The following is a 19042-nucleotide window of genomic DNA, read 5'->3' as shown; positions in this document are numbered from 1 at the left end:
CAATCAAGGTGAAGAATTTAAATTCTTCACCTTGGTTGTTATTATTATTTTCAGATTATTTTCCTTTTTTATTTCAGAGAACTAGGTTCGGTGCCGTAAAAAATAATGTAAAAAGGAATCAAAACTATATTAATTACAACATATTGATATAATGGTGTCAATAATTGAACCCGTGAAGTCTTAAAAGATCAAGGTAACTCGTATCCGTTTCATTCATATAAGCATAACTTCCAACGTAAACCCTCTTGTTGTAAGGCTTTCCACCAACAACCGACCGAACCTTGCTACCACTGGTCGTAATCAAATCACCGCTTTTATCTGGAATGCACGCCCCAACAACCGCTGTACTCTCGGATAACGCCCCATTAACTACATGGATTGTCATTTCCTCGCCGCACACTGTACATCTCCGGTGTTCATCCCACTCGGACCATTCTGGGGTGATTGTGGTTGGAACATAGTCGTATTCGGCAGGAATAATCTCATATCCTATACAAATATCATAAGTTGCTGATTGACCATGTTGTGGATATTTTTCAGCATGTAACTTTTCCTCAACACTACCTCTTTTAAATGAACATTCCTTAAAATATATTTGTCCCTCTACCTGAGTTGTCCATATTCCATCTCCATCGAGATCTGTCCATTGTTCCCCATTTTGAGGCTTTTTGTTCCACACACAGTTGAGGCAAACATCTCGTTCCTCTTTTACTTCTTTCTTGTAAGCCGGTTTAATTTCAGTGTATATATTTTCCACTATTGCATCATGCTTTACATAGTTCGTATCTTTTAACATAGTATGATCTTCTGCCAAAGGCGACCACTGATGCGTGTGCGCCGGAATTGTATCATCTGTCTTACCAGTGTTATTTCCGTCTGATTTTCCACTATTGGAATTGTCAGGAGTTTTTGTTTCAATCTTTGTTTTTGTACATGTTCCGTCCGCCTTGATCGTGAACTTGTAATTACCGGATTTTACTGTCTTGGCAGTCTTAATCATTGATCCGTTCTTATCTACATAAAAATATTTTCCATGGATCTTTACCCGGTCATTCTTATGTTTTGCAAGACTCTGGGCTTTCCAAGAGCCTCTTGACACCTTATAATATTTCTTTCTCGTCAGCTTTACAGATGCCGTACCGGTTCCGGAAACATAATAAGTATAAACCCCTGACACTTTTCCCCAACCGGATTTCAGTACAATCTTTCCTTTTGAATTAACAAAAAAAATCTTCTTCCCGATTGTTTTGGTTTTATTCTTATAGGAAGAAAGTGATTTTTTTACGAATTTCTTGCCGGAAAAATGATACCAATATCCACCGGAAATCTTCTCGGTTACATATCCCTTTGAGCCGACATAATATACATACTTCCCGTTCTGATTTTTCTTCCACCCGGTCTTTTTATCTGTTTTTCCGGATGCATTTTTGTAATAATACTTATTGTCATTTTTTTTGATCGTACAAGTAGCTGCTGAAAGTTCTGCCACTTTCTTATCCGTCTTTTCATATGCTGAAATTGTTGCTGTATCATCTGCGGCAGCATATACCACCCCTGACATTGTGAAAATCAATGTAAATGTAATCAGCAGACTTAATAATTTCTTTACTCTCTTCATTCATTTAACCCCTTTCTCACTTTATGCGTATAATAATACCACTAATAAAAATGTAGCACAATAATTCTCAGAAAACAATGGCGGTGTTTAGTTATTCTGAAAATTTAAGGGGCAACATATTATTGTTGCCCCAACTTGGATTTTACAAAAAATTGGATTTTAAATTAGGTCTACAGTGTTTCGAACTTCAGCGACAGTTTTTTCTTTTCACAAATTTTCTCTCCCGATAATCCCATGTCTACATATGCTTTGATCAAATCTTCAATAATGCCATCGGCTTTCGTTTTTGTCTCACTACTCTCAGGATCCATTATTTCTAATATCATCTCACACATAGCAATGACACTATCTTCTTTCATGTTCGCAATCGTAGTCCAATGTTTGCATCTCATCCAGTTCCGATGATCTGTGTATCAAACATATGTGCTTTTATAAGATATACCCCATTGTATTTTGTGATTACTAGTGTCAAAATTCTAAAACTCAACCTTATTTCTTTGTTTTTCTTCCAATGTTTGATACCCCTGTTAATACAAAGGCTCTAATGCCTCAAACAACAACGGCTTCGCCAGAGTGCGTTACGAAGATGCTGCTTATATGCTTTGATCTTCTGCCTCGGCCATAGGCTGTCAAATCAGCCCTTAAAGTTTTTTATTAATAAATAGTAATCCGCTAATATTATATCTGTCTTAGGTTAAAGCGTCAATATATTATTAGTCATCTACACATATATCATTATGTTTTAATATCCCCTTGCACCTCGCCGGCAACTTATTTTTTTTAACATTACGTAGGAAAAATTTATGTAATATGTCTCTTCCCTCAGTCCTACAAATCCATTTTTTTAATTTTGCCCCGATTTCATCAACATCATAATGTTCCGCGGTAGAGTGCGTTTTGATTATATAATCAACCATATCTAACATATCTTCTTCCACAACTAAATTGTCATCCAGCATTTGTTGAACCTCTATTTTGCTTTTATCAAGATCCCCGATTATGGTCATGCCACAAATCGGTATATTGAACCCTAAAAACTCAACTAATTCGCTGGTAAATTGCGTATGCATCCTATTCTGTCGGACACCATTCGTCATTCTTGATCTGCCTAAATTTTTTATTAAATTCCAAGTCCTGGAATCCGCTCCTCCAGTGATGCGTTTACAATATTCATCACTTAGATGTTTAACCTCAATCGGGATTATCAATTTTTGTGTAACAATCAATATATCAATTTGTATTGTCCTGTACACTTTTAATTTTTCATTGTATTCTCCTGTTTCAAAATATATATTTTCGAAGATCAAGAATTTTTCGTCTCGTTTTTCAAAATAATTTCTTAATTTTTCCACGATTTTCTTTTCGTATTCCGCACCAAATTTTTCCAGAATATCATTTTTACTTTTTCTTAAGAGTCCGGGCTGATACGGATCAAGCTGTGCCTTTCTTCCCACCAAAACGGGATGGTTCTCTGTTTGTAATATTCTTTTATTCTTGTTCATCTTATTTCCTCCTTAAATGTTTTTTATATATTTATATTACTGTCGATTTTCAAGAAATTATAAGTAGAAATTTAAATTTTTTTGATTTTTATAAAAATATCTGCATATCATACTTCTTTCTATATTCTTATCCATTAGTTTTATCTAACATTTTTCCACATGTGGAAAATTTGGACATTTATTATTCCATTTATGAATATCTAACCAACAAATTTGGTAAAGGAAATACACAAGACAACCTAAAATTAATGAGACGATTCTATGTTGTTTACCCTAAAGATCTAATTGGAGAAACACTGTTTCCCCAATTCAATATTCTCCCTTAAATTTCCAGAGGTCGTAGATTTTATCTCAGTTGGTCACATTATTTAAAGCTCATGGGAATTGATAATATTGATGAACGTCACTTTTATGAGTTTGTTAGCAGCTCCTAAAGTGCTAATTTTTTCATTCGTCGTTTTTTATTATCTCCCTATATAGGTGGTCTACACTGTTATTTTATTGCCACTTATAAATGTGTGACAAAATAACATTATTATGTCAATTTATATTTACAGATAAGCAAAACAGCTAAAGCTAGTGTTTTACGACTTATTAAGGTAAGAATGTACCATGTGGATTTTACTTGTCATTCATTTTGTTATACTTCTGCCATTCATTTTGTCATACTTGCCATTCATTTTGTCATACTTCTGCCACCTATAAGTCTCGGAAGCCGCATAAATACTGGTTTTTTAGCACTCAGTAATCAAGAGAATGTACCATGTGGATTTGACTATGACCTATAAGTCTCGGAAGCTGCATAAATACTGGTTTTTAGCACTCAGTAATCAAGAGAATGTACCATGTGGTTTAACTACGACCTATAAGTCTCGGAAGCTGCATAAATACTGGCTTTTTAGCACTCAGTAATCAAGAGAATGTACCATGTGGATTTGACTATCACCTATAGAACATACCATCTGGATTTGACTACCACCTATAAGCCTCGGATGCCGTATATATACTGAGTTTTCGGTACTCAGTAATCAAGAGAAAGTACCATGCGGATTTGACTTGACATTCATTTTATCATCGTCCTTATCCGTTAGCTTCATCTAACAATTTTCCACATGTGGAAAATTTAACCACATGTTATTTCATTTCTCTTAATTGCCGATATTGTATTTATATTTCTTAACCAAATCCTAACCATTCTAGAATTGACAATCCAAAGCTCTGTGAACTATAATAAACTAAGTCCTTTAATTACACCTTCTGGTTTACGTTTTATCTAACCAGAAGGGATTTTTAATTTATTCCTTTATAGTCGTTATAATCATCCACTTACCAAAAGTTACATCAAACAGTACCATTTATTACATTTATGAACTTTTCTCTTTTATTTCTGATATGGTAGTTATGTCGGCAAATCAGGTACCGGAAATTAAGAGGAATAATCAATGTATGATCACAACGAAGATAGCAATAATATTACACCTACCACGGCACACAAATCCGCGTCAGTAGATATTCGTCAAATTTTCCCGGCTCGGAAAAAAGATGACTTTTTAAAAGATTTACAAAAAGATGTCAATACCTTTAGCAAATATCTGGATTTGAACAATGAATGGCGAAATAGATTTGAAGAATTTATGGAAGGAAATAAATCTCTTCCTTTAACCTATGATCCATTCTTTAAAGCACTGTTTAACCCTGATGTCTATCCCGGACGACTATCTCATTTGCTTAGCAGCATCATAGGAATTAATGTTATAGTTCAAAGCGTTCTATCGCAGGAAAACCGTTTACTGCCAACTTCACCATTATTAATTATGGATATCATTGTACAGTTAGAGGATGGTTCTATTGCAAATGTAGAGATTCAAAAAATACATTATGCATTTTCAGGTGAGCGCATGTCTTGTTATTCGTCCGATCTTCTTCTCCGTCAATATACACGCGTCAAGGGAGAAAAAGGAGACCAATTCACCTATCACGATATCAAGACTGTATATACAATCGTCATGTTCGAAGACAGTCCACCTGAATGCAAATCTTCTGATATTTTTATACATCATGGAAAAACAATTTTTAACACAGGCATTGATCTTCATCTTTTGCAGGAATACTATGTTGTCGCCCTTGACGTATTTAAAAATAACAAGTATGCTAAAGAAAAGAATGAACTTAATGCATGGTTAGCTCTGCTAACAGCTGATTCTATAAATGACCTTGCTACACTAATATCCGACTATCCCTGGATGGAAAAGATCTGTCGGGATATGTCCGAATATTTATATCGTCCAAAGGAGGTTATCGGTATGTATTCACAAGCCTTAGCAAAAGCAGATGAAAATACTGTTAATTTTATGATTGAACAGATGAAAAAAGCGTTGGAAGAAAAAGATGCTGCTTTGTCTGAAAAGGACGCTGCTTTGTCCGAGAAGGACGCTGCTTTGTCCGAGAAGGATGCTGAAATTGCTGCATTACAGGAAAAAATTGCAATGTTAGAACACTAATGTGCAGTTCATTAACATAATTATTTTTACATAATAATCCCCAGCTATAATGCTTATTCATTTTATCTTTTAAATAAACATTATAGCTGGGGATTTTATCTGTTCATGATGTAATCTCCATTTCGCAATTGCTTATTTCCTTGTTTCTGCTACATATCCTATAAGCTCTTTGCTATACCGATATAAATCATCATTTAGCATAAGACCTCTGCATGTATCCGCAACCCCCGGCGATTTTACTTCTACTCTGAAGAAAGGATAATACCGCTCAAATGATTCTTGATTATTTTCAATATCTGTATATATATGATCCCAATCAATATCACGTAGTAAAATATACCTGTTGTTCTCTGATATCCATTCACATCTGCTTTTAGCATCCTTTTTCATTAGTCTGTCAATCTGTTCACGTTCTACCTCATATTCCAATATGAAATCATGCGTTTTCCTGTCACTTCCTAACACCTGCATTAATATAGGATGTATTTTATCGCCAGGCTGATAAAATCTAAAATGTGCATTTTCCATTATTCCAAACCGTTTTATAATATTTTTTACGCACTCAACATCCATTACCCCTATACCATATGTTATTCTATCCTCATCCAGTTTCTGTATAAATCTGTCAGTTTCCTCACATTTTTTTATAATATAAGATATCATTTGTTTTTCTTTCTCCTCGCTGTCAAATACAACATAGCGGGTAAGATCGTCCATCCGAAAACCATATCTGTAATACTTCTCTACAATATCTTCGAATTTATAACTGTCTATTTCTATACCACTGAATTGAGGTTTCCAATATGCATCAATAATTTCATCAGAAAATGTCTGATACATACACTTACCAAACTGTTTTGTCCTGCCACCAATATAATATCTTTCTATTATATCCAATTTTTCTTCTACAGATGTTGGAAGATCCATCACCCGATTAAAAAAGCGTTCCATATAACAGCTGTCTGGCATATCTATCGGATTATCCAGATACTGATTAGCGATCAAAACTGCCTTCCTAAATTCATCCCTGGAGATATCTCCATATGTAAACGCTTTTCTTTTCAATCTTGCTTCTATCAAAGCGGCAACCGCTAGCAAAAGAATATGATAAGGCATGCCCTGAGTCTTATATTCCCATATCAAATGACATGGATATCTTTCTACTCCATCAAATGAATGCGTAGGCACCATACAGATCGCATCAATCATTTTCTTTTCCGGTTCATCATTCTTAAAAAAATTGCGTCCGAGATTAAATTCTTCCCCAATTTTCATGAATGTATAGTCCCCTGACATCACACAGTATTTATTTCCATTTTCATTATGTTCTACTGTTCGTTCCAGACATACTGTGTCTACATCATGAATTTTTTTCTTTACTCTTTCTGCAAATGGTAATTTTTGAATAAGCTTTGCTGCTTCGTCATATACAGCCTTCCATTCGTCACGTGTTACAGATTTAGAAATCGATAAGCAAATAAATATACCCATTTTATGCCTCCTGTTGTTTTTTCTAAATTGTAACGGACTTTTGCTGTATTTGTCATTCAACCATTGGTTGAAACAGCCTTCTTCGTTATTAATTCTCGATAATACTCAATCAAATACTTTGAAGTAGAATCAACTATCTTTTTCTGTTCTATTCTACAAATCTCAATTTCCCTAAAGATGAAAAAATCTTCCACTTTCGCTCCCAGAATCTGTCCCAACAAAAACAGATTCTCAATATCCGGTAAACAATGCGAATGCCGCCATTTATTGATTGACTGAACTGATACTCCTATCATTTCTCCTAAATGTTTATCACTGATGTTGCCCTTATCAATCAGACGTCCTATTTGCTTTCCTGTAGCATCCATGTCTATTCCTGTAATAAATGACATACTCCAATCCATATCGTTCTTCCCTCTTTTTCTTTACATTTGTATTCTCTCTCATAATAACATATACACAATCGTACTGCCTATGATGCTGACAAATGTATTCTTTTTCCACACATGAAGAACGACACAAACTGCGGCTGCGATCAACTTCTTATAGCCGCCGCTTAAGAATTCGGTCGGTACTTCCCTCAGGCAGTACACGATCAGCACCGCCATGATGGTTGCCGGAAGGATTCGTCCGAGATACCGGATTTTCTCAGGGATTTGTTTTCTTTTTCCAAGAATGGTAAATGGGAGTGCCCGCATAAATAAAGTAGCTGCCGCCGACACAAGAATACAGATCAATACATATCGATCATTCATGAGCTTCCACCTTTCTTTCACAGATCAGCAACAGACCTGATACCAGAATCAAAGTTGGAAGAAGGAAATAATCTTTTCCTATTAACAAAAGCAACAGCACACCTCCGATAAACCCGGCAAGTGCCGGCAAATGCACTTTCACACTTCTCCATTGATCGATCGCGATCGTAATAAATAACGCTGTCATACAGAAATCGATTCCCTCTAATTTCACCGGAAGGATCTGACCGAGTATGCCGCCAAGCACAGCGCCCACCATCCAGGATATACGACTGAATAATGCCACATAAAACATAATATCAAATCTACGTTTCCGGTCATTTGCCTTCTCTGCGTTACGATCTCTTATCACCTCAGAAGACAGCATGGAACAATTGACGGCATATGTCTCATCCGTCATTGTGTGTACCATATATGGATAACGCTTACCCATTTTCTTGAAATCTTCAACAAATGTCAGTCCATAAAAGAACTGTCGGCTATTCATAAACAACGCAGTAAGTGCGATCGTGAGAATCGATGCCCCACTGCTTAAGAATGTTACCAGCACAAACTGAAATGCACCGGTATATACCGTCAGGCTGGTAAACAGCGACCAGAGCCAGGACAGTCCTGCTTCCTGCATCGTGAGTCCGTATGCCATACTGACAAAGAGATAACTTCCGGTGATCGGCAGAGCCTTCACAAATGCCTGTTTTAATACTTCTTTTCTGTCTACAGTCTCCCCAGCCATAATTTCTCTCTGTACTCCTTACTCACATTACAAAATCTCTGAAATCTTTTCCAATACCGCTTCTGCCAGCGCCTTGTGTCCTTCTTCATCCATATGCTCCTGATCCCGTTCCGATGGTACGGCATAATCAGAAGCCGCCAGATAATAAAGTCCTTCTTCCTCTGCGATCTGCCGGTAAATCTCCGGCAGCTCTTTGGACACCTGTACAGAATTTTTTCCAAATTCCGGATCAAATCCATCCCAGACCTTCTCGCCCAGTGCGATCGGTGACATCAGAAGGATCTTTGCTGCTGGCGCACCATCCCGGATCTGTCGCACCAGCTTACGAATACCCAGTCCGATGCTACCTGCCGTTGCACCATAAAATGTCTTACAGTCATTTGTTCCAAGCATTAAAATGATCAGATCTTCCGGCTTATGGGTTTCTAATATGATCGGAAGGAGTTCACTGCCACGTCTGCCCGGACGAAGCGGATCGTCAAATACTGTAGTTCTGCCACACAGCCCTTCCTCCTGTACAATATATCCCTTTTCCATCAGTCCGGTTCCTACGATTCCGGTCCATCTGGTATCCCAGTCATAGCGTTCTGCCGTTCCCGGCACATAACCATATGTGTTTGAATCACCAAAGCATAATACCTGTCGCATGGCATTTCCTCCTTCTTATATTTTACTAATGCCGTAACGTAATATCATCATGTTTGAACACTTTCGGCATTACCAATCAGAGGACGCTTCCGCTCGTTTCGTCCTGCAACGGTACTAAGCTGCCGCTTACAGCGCCACCTAAGGACCGGCGGACTCAAATGCCTCTGTCTTGGTAATCCGAAGTGTTCAAACTTAATACAATTTTTGTTTCTGCGCATCATTATCTTACTATTCCTATTCGGAATGTATGAATTATATAACAAATTCCAACTAAAATACAATACATAAATATTAGAATTCGTTATAACTTTCTCTTATAGCAAACCTAGTCATGCTATAATCAATACGCTATCCACCATTTACCGCCTGCCTAAAAATAGCAAAAAACTCTACTGCTTCCTAGGGCTGGGTATTATGCTTATTATAAAATAATATTGCGAGATTTCGTTGTTGCCGGATCAGAGTAAGCTACACTAACCTCAAACTACGCTAACGCTCGTCTTCACTAAGTGCTCCGCTCAACCGAACGCGAGTTAGCACAGGAGTATTTACGAATCAGGCATATGCAGTAAACAGAAATCGCAGCACGTTATTTATAATAAGCGCAACCACCAGAGACAGGTAACAGTAGAGTTTTTACTATTTATCACTCCAATTCAAATGCTCCGGTATAAAGCTGGTAATAGGTTCCTTTCTTTGCGATCAGATCCTCATGTGTACCACGTTCAATGACTGCGCCATGATCCAGTACCATGATAACATCCGAATTCTTAACTGTAGACAAACGATGTGCAATGACAAATACGGTTCTGCCTTCCATCAGCCGGTCCATTCCCTGCTGAACCATCGCCTCCGTTCTTGTATCGATCGAGGAGGTTGCTTCATCCAATATCATAACCGGCGGATTGGATACGGCTGCTCTTGCGATCGAGATCAACTGCCGCTGTCCCTGTGACAATCCGCTTCCATCTCCGGCAAGCACCGTGTCATAACCATTTGGCAGCATCATAATGAAATTATGCGCATTCGCAAGCTTGGCGGCTGCAATACATTCCTCATCCGTGGCATTTGGATTTCCATATTTCAGGTTCTCCATAACCGTTCCGGTAAACAGATTGACCTCCTGTAATACGATACCGAGAGATGCCCGCAGATCCTTCTTGCGGATCTTATTAATATTGATTCCGTCATACCGGATCTTACCATCGTCTATATCATAGAAACGATTGATCAGATTGGTGATCGTCGTTTTTCCTGCTCCGGTAGCACCTACAAATGCGATCTTCTGACCCGGTTTCGCATAGAGCGTCACATCACGCAGAATCTGTTTGTCCGGATTGTAGCTGAAATCCACATGATCCAGAACGATATCGCCCTCTAATCTCTGGTAAGTAAGACTGCCATCCTCATGTGGATGCTTCCATGCCCAGATTCCGGTTCGTTCTTTCACTTCCACCAGCTCACCATTTTCCTCTTTGACATTTGCAAGTGTTACATAACCATTATCCACTTCCGGTTCTTCATCGATCAGCTTAAAGATACGTTCCGCGCCTGCAAGCGCCGTTACGATCGCATTGAACTGATTCGAAAGCTGCGAGATCGGATTGGTAAAGTTCTTCGACAACGTGAGGAAGGATGCGATCATACCAAGGGTGGCTGTATTCGTTCCGACCAGCGTCAGATTTGTTGCACCGGAGATCGCAAGCCATGCTCCAACAACCGCTACAACTACATACTGCACATAACCAAGTGCATTCATCATCGGCATCATTCCGCTTGCATAACCATTTGCACTGGCTGCTGCCTGCTGCCATTCCTGATTCTTTTTCTGGAAATCTTCTCTGGCTTTCTCTTCGTGGCAGAATACCTTAACAACCTTCTGGCCATTGACCATTTCCTCGATATAACCATCTAATGCACCAAGTGTCTGCTGCTGTTTTATAAAATAAAATCCACTCTTGCCACCGATGACCTTCACCAGCTTCATGATAAAGAACAGCATCACGACAACGATCAGTGTCAGATAAATGCTCTGATATAACATACAGCAGAATACCGCAACAACCGTACATATCGATGAGATCATCTGTGAAAGGGACTGTGCGATCATCTGGCGGAGCGTATCAGTATCGTTGGTATAGCAGCTCATGATATCTCCGTGTGTATGCGTATCAAAATAACGGATTGGCAGGCTCTGCATCTTCTCGAACATCTCATCTCGTATGGTTTTCAGAGTTCCCTGTGCGATCCCTACCATCAGGTAGTTATAAAACCATGTAGAAAATACACCGATCAGGTAAATAACGCCTACCATGCAAAGTGCCTTGATCAGCCCGGTATAGACCGGATGATCCATTGCAAGGATCGGGATGATATAATCATCGATCAGTATCTCGATAAACATTGCCGACGCTACACTTGCAAGTGCACTTAAGATAATACAGATAAATACAACAACCAGCGTCTTCTTATATGCTCCGATATAGGACAGCAGCCGTTTGGCTGTATTTTTATTGACCCTGCTGCCCTGCTCTCTGTCGGGTGCGTTCATCTGTTTCTTCTGTTTACTCATCCTGACCGCCTCCCTTCTGCTGTGATTCATATACTTCTCTGTAGATCGGACTCTTTACGATCAATTCTTCATGCGTACCTACATCCATGATCTTACCATCATCCAATACCACGATCTTATCTGCGTGCTGAACAGAGGAAATTCTCTGCGCAATGATGATCTTGGTCGTGTCCGGCAGGTATTCGGCAAATGCTTTCTGGATCATCGCATCGGTCTTCGTATCAACCGCACTGGTCGAATCATCGAGGATCAATATCTTCGGTTTCTTAAGAAGTGCCCGCGCAATACAAAGACGCTGCTTCTGTCCACCGGAGACATTTGTTCCACCCTGTTCAATATAGGTATCATATCCATCCGGCATCGCCTCAACGAATTCATCCGCGCAGGCAAGACGGCAGGCTTCTTTTACTTCTTCATCCGTCGCCTGTTCATTTCCCCAGCGGAGGTTCTCTTTTATCGTCCCTGAAAACAGTTCATTCTTCTGAAGAACCATTGCAACTGCATCACGAAGCACCTGCAGGTCATATTTGCGGACATCCACGCCACCGACCATAAGTGTTCCGCCTGTCACATCATACAGACGAGGGATCAACTGGACAAAGGAAGACTTCGATGAACCGGTTCCACCGATAATACCAACAGTCTCACCGGATCGGATCTTAAGATCTGCTCCGTCAATAACTTTCTTATCTGCCCGTTTGCTGTAAGAGAAATCCACATGATCATACACGATCGAACCATCTGCAACAGTCTGAACCGGGTTCTCCGGATTCTGTATCGTAGTTGTCTCCTCAAGCACCTCAACGATACGTTCCGTTGAAGATCTGGATATCATGATCATGACAAATACCATTGATAACATCATAAGTGCCATCAATATCTGCATCGCATATGTGATAAGTGCAGTCAACTTACCGGTCGTAAGTCCAAGTGCTTCGTTATTTCCGCTTGCCACAATGGCTTTTGCACCGATCCATGAAATTGCGATCATACATCCATACATGAAGAACTGCATCAAAGGAGAGTTAAATGCCAGGATTCTTTCTGCCTTTACAAAATCCTTATAGATATCACCTGATGCATGTTTGAATTTGCCGATCTCGGCTTCCTGCGAATTAAAGGATTTGACAACCCGCATTCCCTTTACATTTTCCTGAACGATATTATTTAAACCGTCATATTTGTGGAATACCCGTTCGAAGATCGGGTGTACCTTGGTTGCTATAAATATCAGACCGAATCCCATAAATGGAATAACGATCAGGAATATCCATGCCAGTTTTGCATTGATCGTAAAGGAAACGATCACGGAAAAGATCAGCATGATCGGTCCTCTGACTGCAATACGAATGATCATCTGATATGCGTTCTGAATATTCGTTACGTCTGTGGTCAGTCTTGTTACGATAGATGAAGTGGAAAACTTATCTATGTTAGAAAATGAAAATGTCTGGACATTATCATAGATATCCTGTCGCAGATTTGCGGAAAATCCTGCTGACGCTTTCGCACCGAGAACTGCTGCAAGCACACCTGTTAAAAGCTGTAAGGCTGCAAGCACAATCAGCCATGTTCCATCCTTTACGACAATACTCATCTTTCCACCTTCGATACCAAAATCCAACAGATCAGACATACAAAGTGGAATTAAAATCTCAAATACTACTTCAATTGCTGCACAGAATATCGTAAGCAGTGTCGGCTTCTTATATTCCCGCAAACTTTTTAATAATTTTCTGATCATACGTCCTCCTTCTTTCTTTATCTGATATTTTCATATAATTTTTCAAGCAGCTTTTTCGCCTGCGCCACCTCATTCTCTGAAAAAGAATGAAGCAGTCTCTGTTCCGCAGCTCTCCTGCCTTCATACATTTTATTGAGCAGTTTTTCAGCTTCACAGGTGCTGCATACCATCTTATTTCGTTTGTTATTCTCATCCAGATGACAGTTCAGATAACCTTTCTTTTCCAGACGGTTCACGATGCCGACAACTGTCGGATGCGCTACATCCAGAAATACCTCGATCTCCTTCTGTGTCACCATTCCACCATTCCAGTACACATATTCAATCACTCTTGCCTGTGAACTGGTCAGATCCACGTCACATAAATATGCGTCAAATCCGGCCTTCAGCTTATCATTGATCCGCTTAATATAATAACCGATGTCCTTCTCCGGACCACACGGCAGCTTTCGATCTGCATCCATATCCTTTTCCTGTTCCATTACGGTTCCTTTCTTTTATTTACAGCTATGTATAATTTCCGGAAAATGCTCTTACATTTAATGTTATATAGCTTGCATATCTTATACATACTATACATCTTTTTTCATGTGTAGCACGCTACATTTTAGTTCAAAAAAAAGAATGTGTCAACACCACTTCCTGTATTTTATATTAAAAAAACATAAAATCTTTCTCTTATAGTCAATTATCTAATTATACAAAAAACTCTACAGCACTCGGTCACGGGGATGGTGCTTGTTATAAAATAACATTGCGAGATTTCGTTGTGAACTGCACATTGCCGGTAAATACGAGTGCTTGTCCGTGTGAAGCGAGTTAGCACAGGAGTATTTACGAATAGGGCAATGTCCAGAGAACAGAAATCGCAGCACGTTATTTATAACAAGCGCCATCCCCGTGACCGAATGCTGTAGAGTTTCAGAATTCTTTTCTATGAATCGCACATCCGGTATCCGACCCCTAATTCATTCGTTATGTAATTCTCCTTACCGGGAACTGCACCGAACTTCTTTCGGATATTCGCCATATTCACCTGCAGCTTCTTCCGGCTTCCCGAATCATTATATCCCCAGATCTCGTTGATGATAAAACTGTAGGTCAGCATCTTACCTGCATGCTCGGATAACAACGCTACAATATTATATTCTGTCTGTGTCAGCTTCACTTCATTTCCGGCGATCGTAACCAGTCTTGCATCATAATTGATAACCAGCTCTCCAACCTCGAACCTTCCACCCGGCCGCAATCCGTCCTCTGCCCGATGCGTAGCGATACGGAGTGCTGAACGTACCCTTGCTACCAGTTCATTTGAACTGAATGGCTTGGTTACATAATCATTTGCACCCTCATTGAGTGCCTCTACTTTATCCCTCTCATCAGAACGTGCCGATAAAACGATGATCGGTGTAAATGATGATTGCCGCACTTCCCTTAAAAATGTCATTCCATCCCGATCCGGCAATCCCAGATCCAGAATGACCAGATCAGGACGATGGGATGCAAACATCATCTGTCCCCCCCGACAGGAATATGCGGAAACAGCCTGATATCCATTTGCTTCCATCAGCGCACTGATCAGATTATTAATATGTTCTTCGTCTTCAATTATCAATATCTTATATCTGTTATTAATCATTCTCAGTTTCCTCCATATCCAATGTAAACCGCACAACAGCACCGCCATCCTGCAGATTCTCCGCAGAGATCTCACCACCATGGGCTTTTACGATCGTGGTACATACCGACAATCCGATCCCTGCATTTTTCTTACTGCTGTCAAGTCCTGATTCACCATAAACCAGCTTCCCTGCAAATATATCCTTTACCTTGTCAACCGGAATACCACATCCGTTGTCCCGAATCTCAAATACTGCAAAATGCCCACTCGTATATACACGAAGCCCAAGCTTACTCATTCCCTCTGCATGCTGAACTGCATTTTCTAACAGATTCAGGATCAACTGCTCGACTAAGATCGCATCCATCGGAATCATGATCAGTTCATCCGGAATGTCAATCTCAACATTCTGATCTTCATACCGTTTATTGAACTTAACCAGGACAGAATCTAACAGCTCATCCAGCGCGATCGGGATCTTAATGATCTTAACATTTTTTCCATCCAGTCTGGTAATCGATAACATATTCTCAACCATTCGTGACAGCCATTGCGCATCCTGTTTGATTCCGCGAAGCATACTTTTCTTCTGCTCCTCCGTAAATTCATTCTTGTCATCTAACATTGCAGAGCTTGCACCATAAATCGTTGTAAGCGGTGTCCGAAAATCATGGGATACGGATCGGAGCAGGTTTGCCCGCATCTTCTCCTGCTCACTCTCTGCCTTTAACTGTTCCTGACTCTTCAGCTTATTTGTAAATCCGCAGGTAATAACTGCAATAGCTATCATGATAACGGCAGAGATCATATTTTCCGGAATCGTAAAATTAATCTTAAAATAAGGAAATGTAAATGCATAATTTACCGCCAGAATGCTGATGACAGATGCGACCGCACCATATAAGAAACCATCTGTGATAACGGATACCAGAAATACATCCAACAGAAAAATAGAGGGTATCAAAGTCTGATTTCCCCACTCCTTCTGCATAAACAGGGACAACAAAAATCCACATACCAATATCGCTGCCGTAATTAAAAAATTCTTTGTAAAATTCAGGAATCTGTTCATCATTTTCTCCGCTGTATCTTTTTGTAATCTGTTATAACAATCGTATCCATTTCAATCAATTTTGACAAGCATTATTATATATGCATATTCTAAACTGTCACAATATATATTGTAGCACGTTTTACGGTTAAGGCATGGTAAAAGGCTAAAAAAAGAAGACCTGATACCTGCGTTTCTCGGTACAACTATCAGATCTTCCCTTATCCGTTCCAATGTATGCTTTTCATATTTTGCAACCATAATCTACTGCACTCATTCTGAGCTTCCACAATCTTGCAGCAAGGAGAGCTGATTGGGCTGAAAAATATATGTCCTCTCTGACATAAATGCATATATTATGAACTTTCCCTCTCAATAATATATCGGTTTTCGATATACCTATGAGGTTATTATATCAAAACATTTATCAGATACAATAAACCTGTCGTAATCTGCAATGTTTCCGTCGTAATCGACATATTTCTACAAATTCCGGATACGGGTCTCTGCTCATGCGGTCAGATACAGATGAGATTCTTTCCTGTTATTCCACTGGAATCCCTCATGCCGCTCCATAATAAACTGGATGATCTGCTTATTATTCCGTATCTCCTTTCTGTTATCTGAATTCATCTCAATACCCTTCATGCGAAGTCCGATACCCTTAAGCACAACCTGAATATTTCCATCTGAGGATTCCGATGGTGCGATCTGAATCCGAAGTGTCCGGGGCAATGACTCTGATATGGAATCCCGCTTATTCTCTCCCTGATCTTCATTCAACAAAATAACATTATGTACCATCCGCTCGATCAGATATCCCATGTCGAGTTCTACATTTGTATCAATCTGAATTTCTTCTGCTGCAACTTCCGGATGAATACCTGCACCCTCACAGACAGATGTAACATTATTTAATGCCAGATTCAGGATTGAATGATCTGTGTATTTTATATACTCCTTCTGTTTTCCCGGTTTCAGATCCTCCTGTAACTGTCTGATCTGCTCCTGTTCCTTCCGGACATCTCCTGCCAGATCAAGTATATGCACATAATTATACAGATCATGCTTGATATCCCGCAGCCTGTTGTAATCAGCCAGAAGCTTCTCATAATCCTCTTTCTGCTGCTTCATCTTTGCTTCCAGAAAACGTATCATTTTTCTTTGATAGCTATTATATACGATCGTATACAGATGATACGTAACTATAAAAGCAGATGCCCAGATTCCCAGTGCTATAAACTGTGACATCAGATTAACCTCTTTTACCATAGTCACAAAATACACGACCAACATCATATATCCGGTTCCAACAGCCAGAATCCACACCATGCTTCTGGCAAATGATTGTCTCCGGAACTTCCCGTATGGCATAAATGTCCGCATAAACCAGACTTCAATGATCGTTCCTATGCCCTCACGCAAGGCTTCTACCCCAAGCCAGACAAGCAATGCCTTTGCACTGTATAATACCGGTGTATCATTATATGCATATCCAAACAGCTCCTCGATCACTGCTGACATCGTCACCGTAACAAGATCAAATGTCATAATACCCACCATAAATGATACCAAATTTATAACCATGCGCTCTTTACGGTATAATACGACACCTACAAGCATCATCGCAAATCCAAAAGTATAGACGATGGTGCGAAACCATACCGGTGCATCAAGCTGTATACTTGTATTTATTAAAACGCGGAGGAAAAACATATTTAAAATATTCAATCCCAGATAGATCCGGTCTCTTCTTCCACGATCCATTCCCATATAAGCACCCAGATAAATATTAAATTGTAATGCCGTGATCAGGGCTGCTCCGAGCACCTGCAGGAATGTCCATATGTTCATTTATTATCTCACCTTCTATGTTCCGGCCACTGTATCCCGCATCCATTTTCTGACTTTTTTCTTGTCTTATATTAACAAATTTACTATAATATTACCAGTTAATTAGAAATAATTCTTCTTGGGAATTACTATTTGCAGGGGGCAACAAATATGGACTTAAAACTTTTATTATGCGATGATTCGGATTTACAATTAAAAGAAACAACAACCTTCGTACATTCCTGTCTGAATACTTACACAGCATTTACATCCGTGATCAATCCTTACAAACCGGAAGAACTAAAGAAGTTGCTTGAAAATGATATGCTCGACTATGATATTGCCATTTTAGATATTGAGATGGGCGAATTAAATGGTATCGACCTCGCTTCTGCGATCAACCAACGATGCCCGCAATGTGCAGTTATTTTTCTTACCAGCCATACCGATTATATCTCTGACTCTTATGAAGTCCGTCATATATATTATGTTACGAAGGATTCCATACAAAGATATCTGCCAAAAGCCCTCGATAAAGCAGTCCGGCTTACTGTCGAACGCAAGACTCGATTTCTGGATATTACTTCCAATCGCAAACGCTATACACTCCCCTGCGATTCGATCACATATATCGAACGAATCGGGCGGGAGATCATTATCTATACAAATGAACAAAAATCGTACAAAGTATACGAATCCATTCAGGCTGTAAGTAAGCGTCTTCCTGCCTGTTTCTCACAATGCCACAGTTCTTTTGTGGTGAATCTTGAATATGTTAAAAATGCCGCCTCACAGGAGATTGAACTGACTGACGGTGTTAAACTGCCTGTCGGCAGGCGTTACGCCAAGCCGATCAAAGCCGCCTACCTGAAATACATTTCCGAGCACGCTATGTTGTAAACTAACGACAAGACAACTATATGACATGCGCTTGTATCCATTCATGCCGCAGAACACTCCCGTTCTATTCTCA

General features: G+C 39.5%; 16 protein-coding genes. 2 read left to right on the top strand and 14 right to left on the bottom strand.

The genetic code is table 11. The features are described from left to right. Nucleotides 1-157: 157 nt before the first annotated feature. The 3 genes from CLOL250_RS10280 to CLOL250_RS10270 form a co-directional block, all read right to left on the bottom strand. Nucleotides 158-1618 carry a hypothetical protein gene (locus tag CLOL250_RS10280; protein WP_008402353.1) on the bottom strand — a complete coding sequence of 487 codons (1461 nt, stop codon included), beginning with the start codon at nt 1616-1618 and terminating at the stop codon, nt 158-160. Nucleotides 1619-1788: 170 nt separating this feature from the next. Next, complete coding sequence (locus CLOL250_RS10275; RefSeq protein ID WP_044945893.1) at nt 1789-1977, bottom strand: hypothetical protein; 189 nt, start codon at nt 1975-1977, stop codon at nt 1789-1791. Nucleotides 1978-2331: 354 nt separating this feature from the next. Next, nucleotides 2332-3120 carry a nuclease-related domain-containing protein gene (locus tag CLOL250_RS10270; protein WP_008402351.1) on the bottom strand — a complete coding sequence of 263 codons (789 nt, stop codon included), beginning with the start codon at nt 3118-3120 and terminating at the stop codon, nt 2332-2334. 1442 nt (nt 3121-4562) lie between these two features. Between CLOL250_RS10270 and CLOL250_RS10265 the strand changes: the two genes are divergently transcribed. Continuing rightward, complete coding sequence (locus CLOL250_RS10265) at nt 4563-5621, top strand: coiled-coil domain-containing protein (protein WP_008402349.1); 1059 nt, start codon at nt 4563-4565, stop codon at nt 5619-5621. 132 nt (nt 5622-5753) lie between these two features. Here the strand turns inward: CLOL250_RS10265 and CLOL250_RS10260 are convergent, their stop codons facing one another. The 11 genes from CLOL250_RS10260 to CLOL250_RS10210 form a co-directional block, all read right to left on the bottom strand. Beyond that, on the bottom strand, nt 5754-7112 hold the full coding sequence (locus CLOL250_RS10260; RefSeq protein WP_008402348.1) for a hypothetical protein: 1359 nt from the start codon (nt 7110-7112) through the stop codon (nt 5754-5756). 56 nt (nt 7113-7168) lie between these two features. Next, a complete protein-coding gene (locus CLOL250_RS10255) occupies nt 7169-7516 on the bottom strand; it encodes a helix-turn-helix transcriptional regulator (RefSeq protein WP_008402347.1) in 348 nt (115 codons plus the stop codon). 39 nt (nt 7517-7555) lie between these two features. Continuing rightward, on the bottom strand, nt 7556-7867 hold the full coding sequence (locus CLOL250_RS10250) for a branched-chain amino acid transporter permease (protein WP_008402346.1): 312 nt from the start codon (nt 7865-7867) through the stop codon (nt 7556-7558). Beyond that, nucleotides 7860-8600, bottom strand: a complete 741-nt coding sequence (locus tag CLOL250_RS10245; protein ID WP_008402345.1) for an AzlC family ABC transporter permease — start codon at nt 8598-8600, stop codon at nt 7860-7862. Before CLOL250_RS10245 ends, CLOL250_RS10250 begins: the two co-directional genes overlap by 8 nt. Before the next feature lie 27 nt (nt 8601-8627). Next, on the bottom strand, nt 8628-9248 hold the full coding sequence (locus CLOL250_RS10240; RefSeq protein ID WP_008402344.1) for a GDSL-type esterase/lipase family protein: 621 nt from the start codon (nt 9246-9248) through the stop codon (nt 8628-8630). A 646-nt stretch (nt 9249-9894) separates the two neighbouring features. Continuing rightward, nucleotides 9895-11820 (bottom strand): ABC transporter ATP-binding protein, encoded by a 1926-nt coding sequence (locus CLOL250_RS10235; protein WP_008402342.1) that lies wholly within the window; start codon nt 11818-11820, stop codon nt 9895-9897. Next, the gene (locus CLOL250_RS10230) at nt 11813-13564 is read right to left on the bottom strand and encodes an ABC transporter ATP-binding protein (protein WP_008402341.1); all 1752 of its coding nucleotides are present in this window, start codon (nt 13562-13564) and stop codon (nt 11813-11815) included. Before CLOL250_RS10230 ends, CLOL250_RS10235 begins: the two co-directional genes overlap by 8 nt. Before the next feature lie 17 nt (nt 13565-13581). After that, nucleotides 13582-14046 (bottom strand): MarR family winged helix-turn-helix transcriptional regulator, encoded by a 465-nt coding sequence (locus CLOL250_RS10225; RefSeq protein ID WP_008402340.1) that lies wholly within the window; start codon nt 14044-14046, stop codon nt 13582-13584. Nucleotides 14047-14498: 452 nt separating this feature from the next. Beyond that, entirely contained in the window at nt 14499-15203 is a 705-nt protein-coding gene (locus CLOL250_RS10220; RefSeq protein WP_008402338.1) for a response regulator transcription factor, read from the bottom strand. Then, a complete protein-coding gene (locus CLOL250_RS10215) occupies nt 15196-16260 on the bottom strand; it encodes a sensor histidine kinase (protein WP_008402337.1) in 1065 nt (354 codons plus the stop codon). Before CLOL250_RS10215 ends, CLOL250_RS10220 begins: the two co-directional genes overlap by 8 nt. Before the next feature lie 486 nt (nt 16261-16746). Then, nucleotides 16747-18090, bottom strand: coding sequence for a hypothetical protein (locus CLOL250_RS10210; protein WP_008402336.1), 1344 nt, complete (start codon nt 18088-18090; stop codon nt 16747-16749). A 150-nt stretch (nt 18091-18240) separates the two neighbouring features. Here CLOL250_RS10210 and CLOL250_RS10205 point away from each other — a divergent pair, with 150 nt between their 5' ends. Continuing rightward, nucleotides 18241-18969, top strand: a complete 729-nt coding sequence (locus CLOL250_RS10205; RefSeq protein ID WP_008402335.1) for a LytR/AlgR family response regulator transcription factor — start codon at nt 18241-18243, stop codon at nt 18967-18969. Nucleotides 18970-19042: the final 73 nt, after the last annotated feature.

This window comes from Clostridium sp. L2-50 (genome assembly GCF_000154245.1).
Lineage (GTDB): Bacteria > Bacillota > Clostridia > Lachnospirales > Lachnospiraceae > Coprococcus.
Note: the sequence above shows the minus strand (reverse complement) of the source record. Positions and strands in the feature narration are given on the sequence as shown.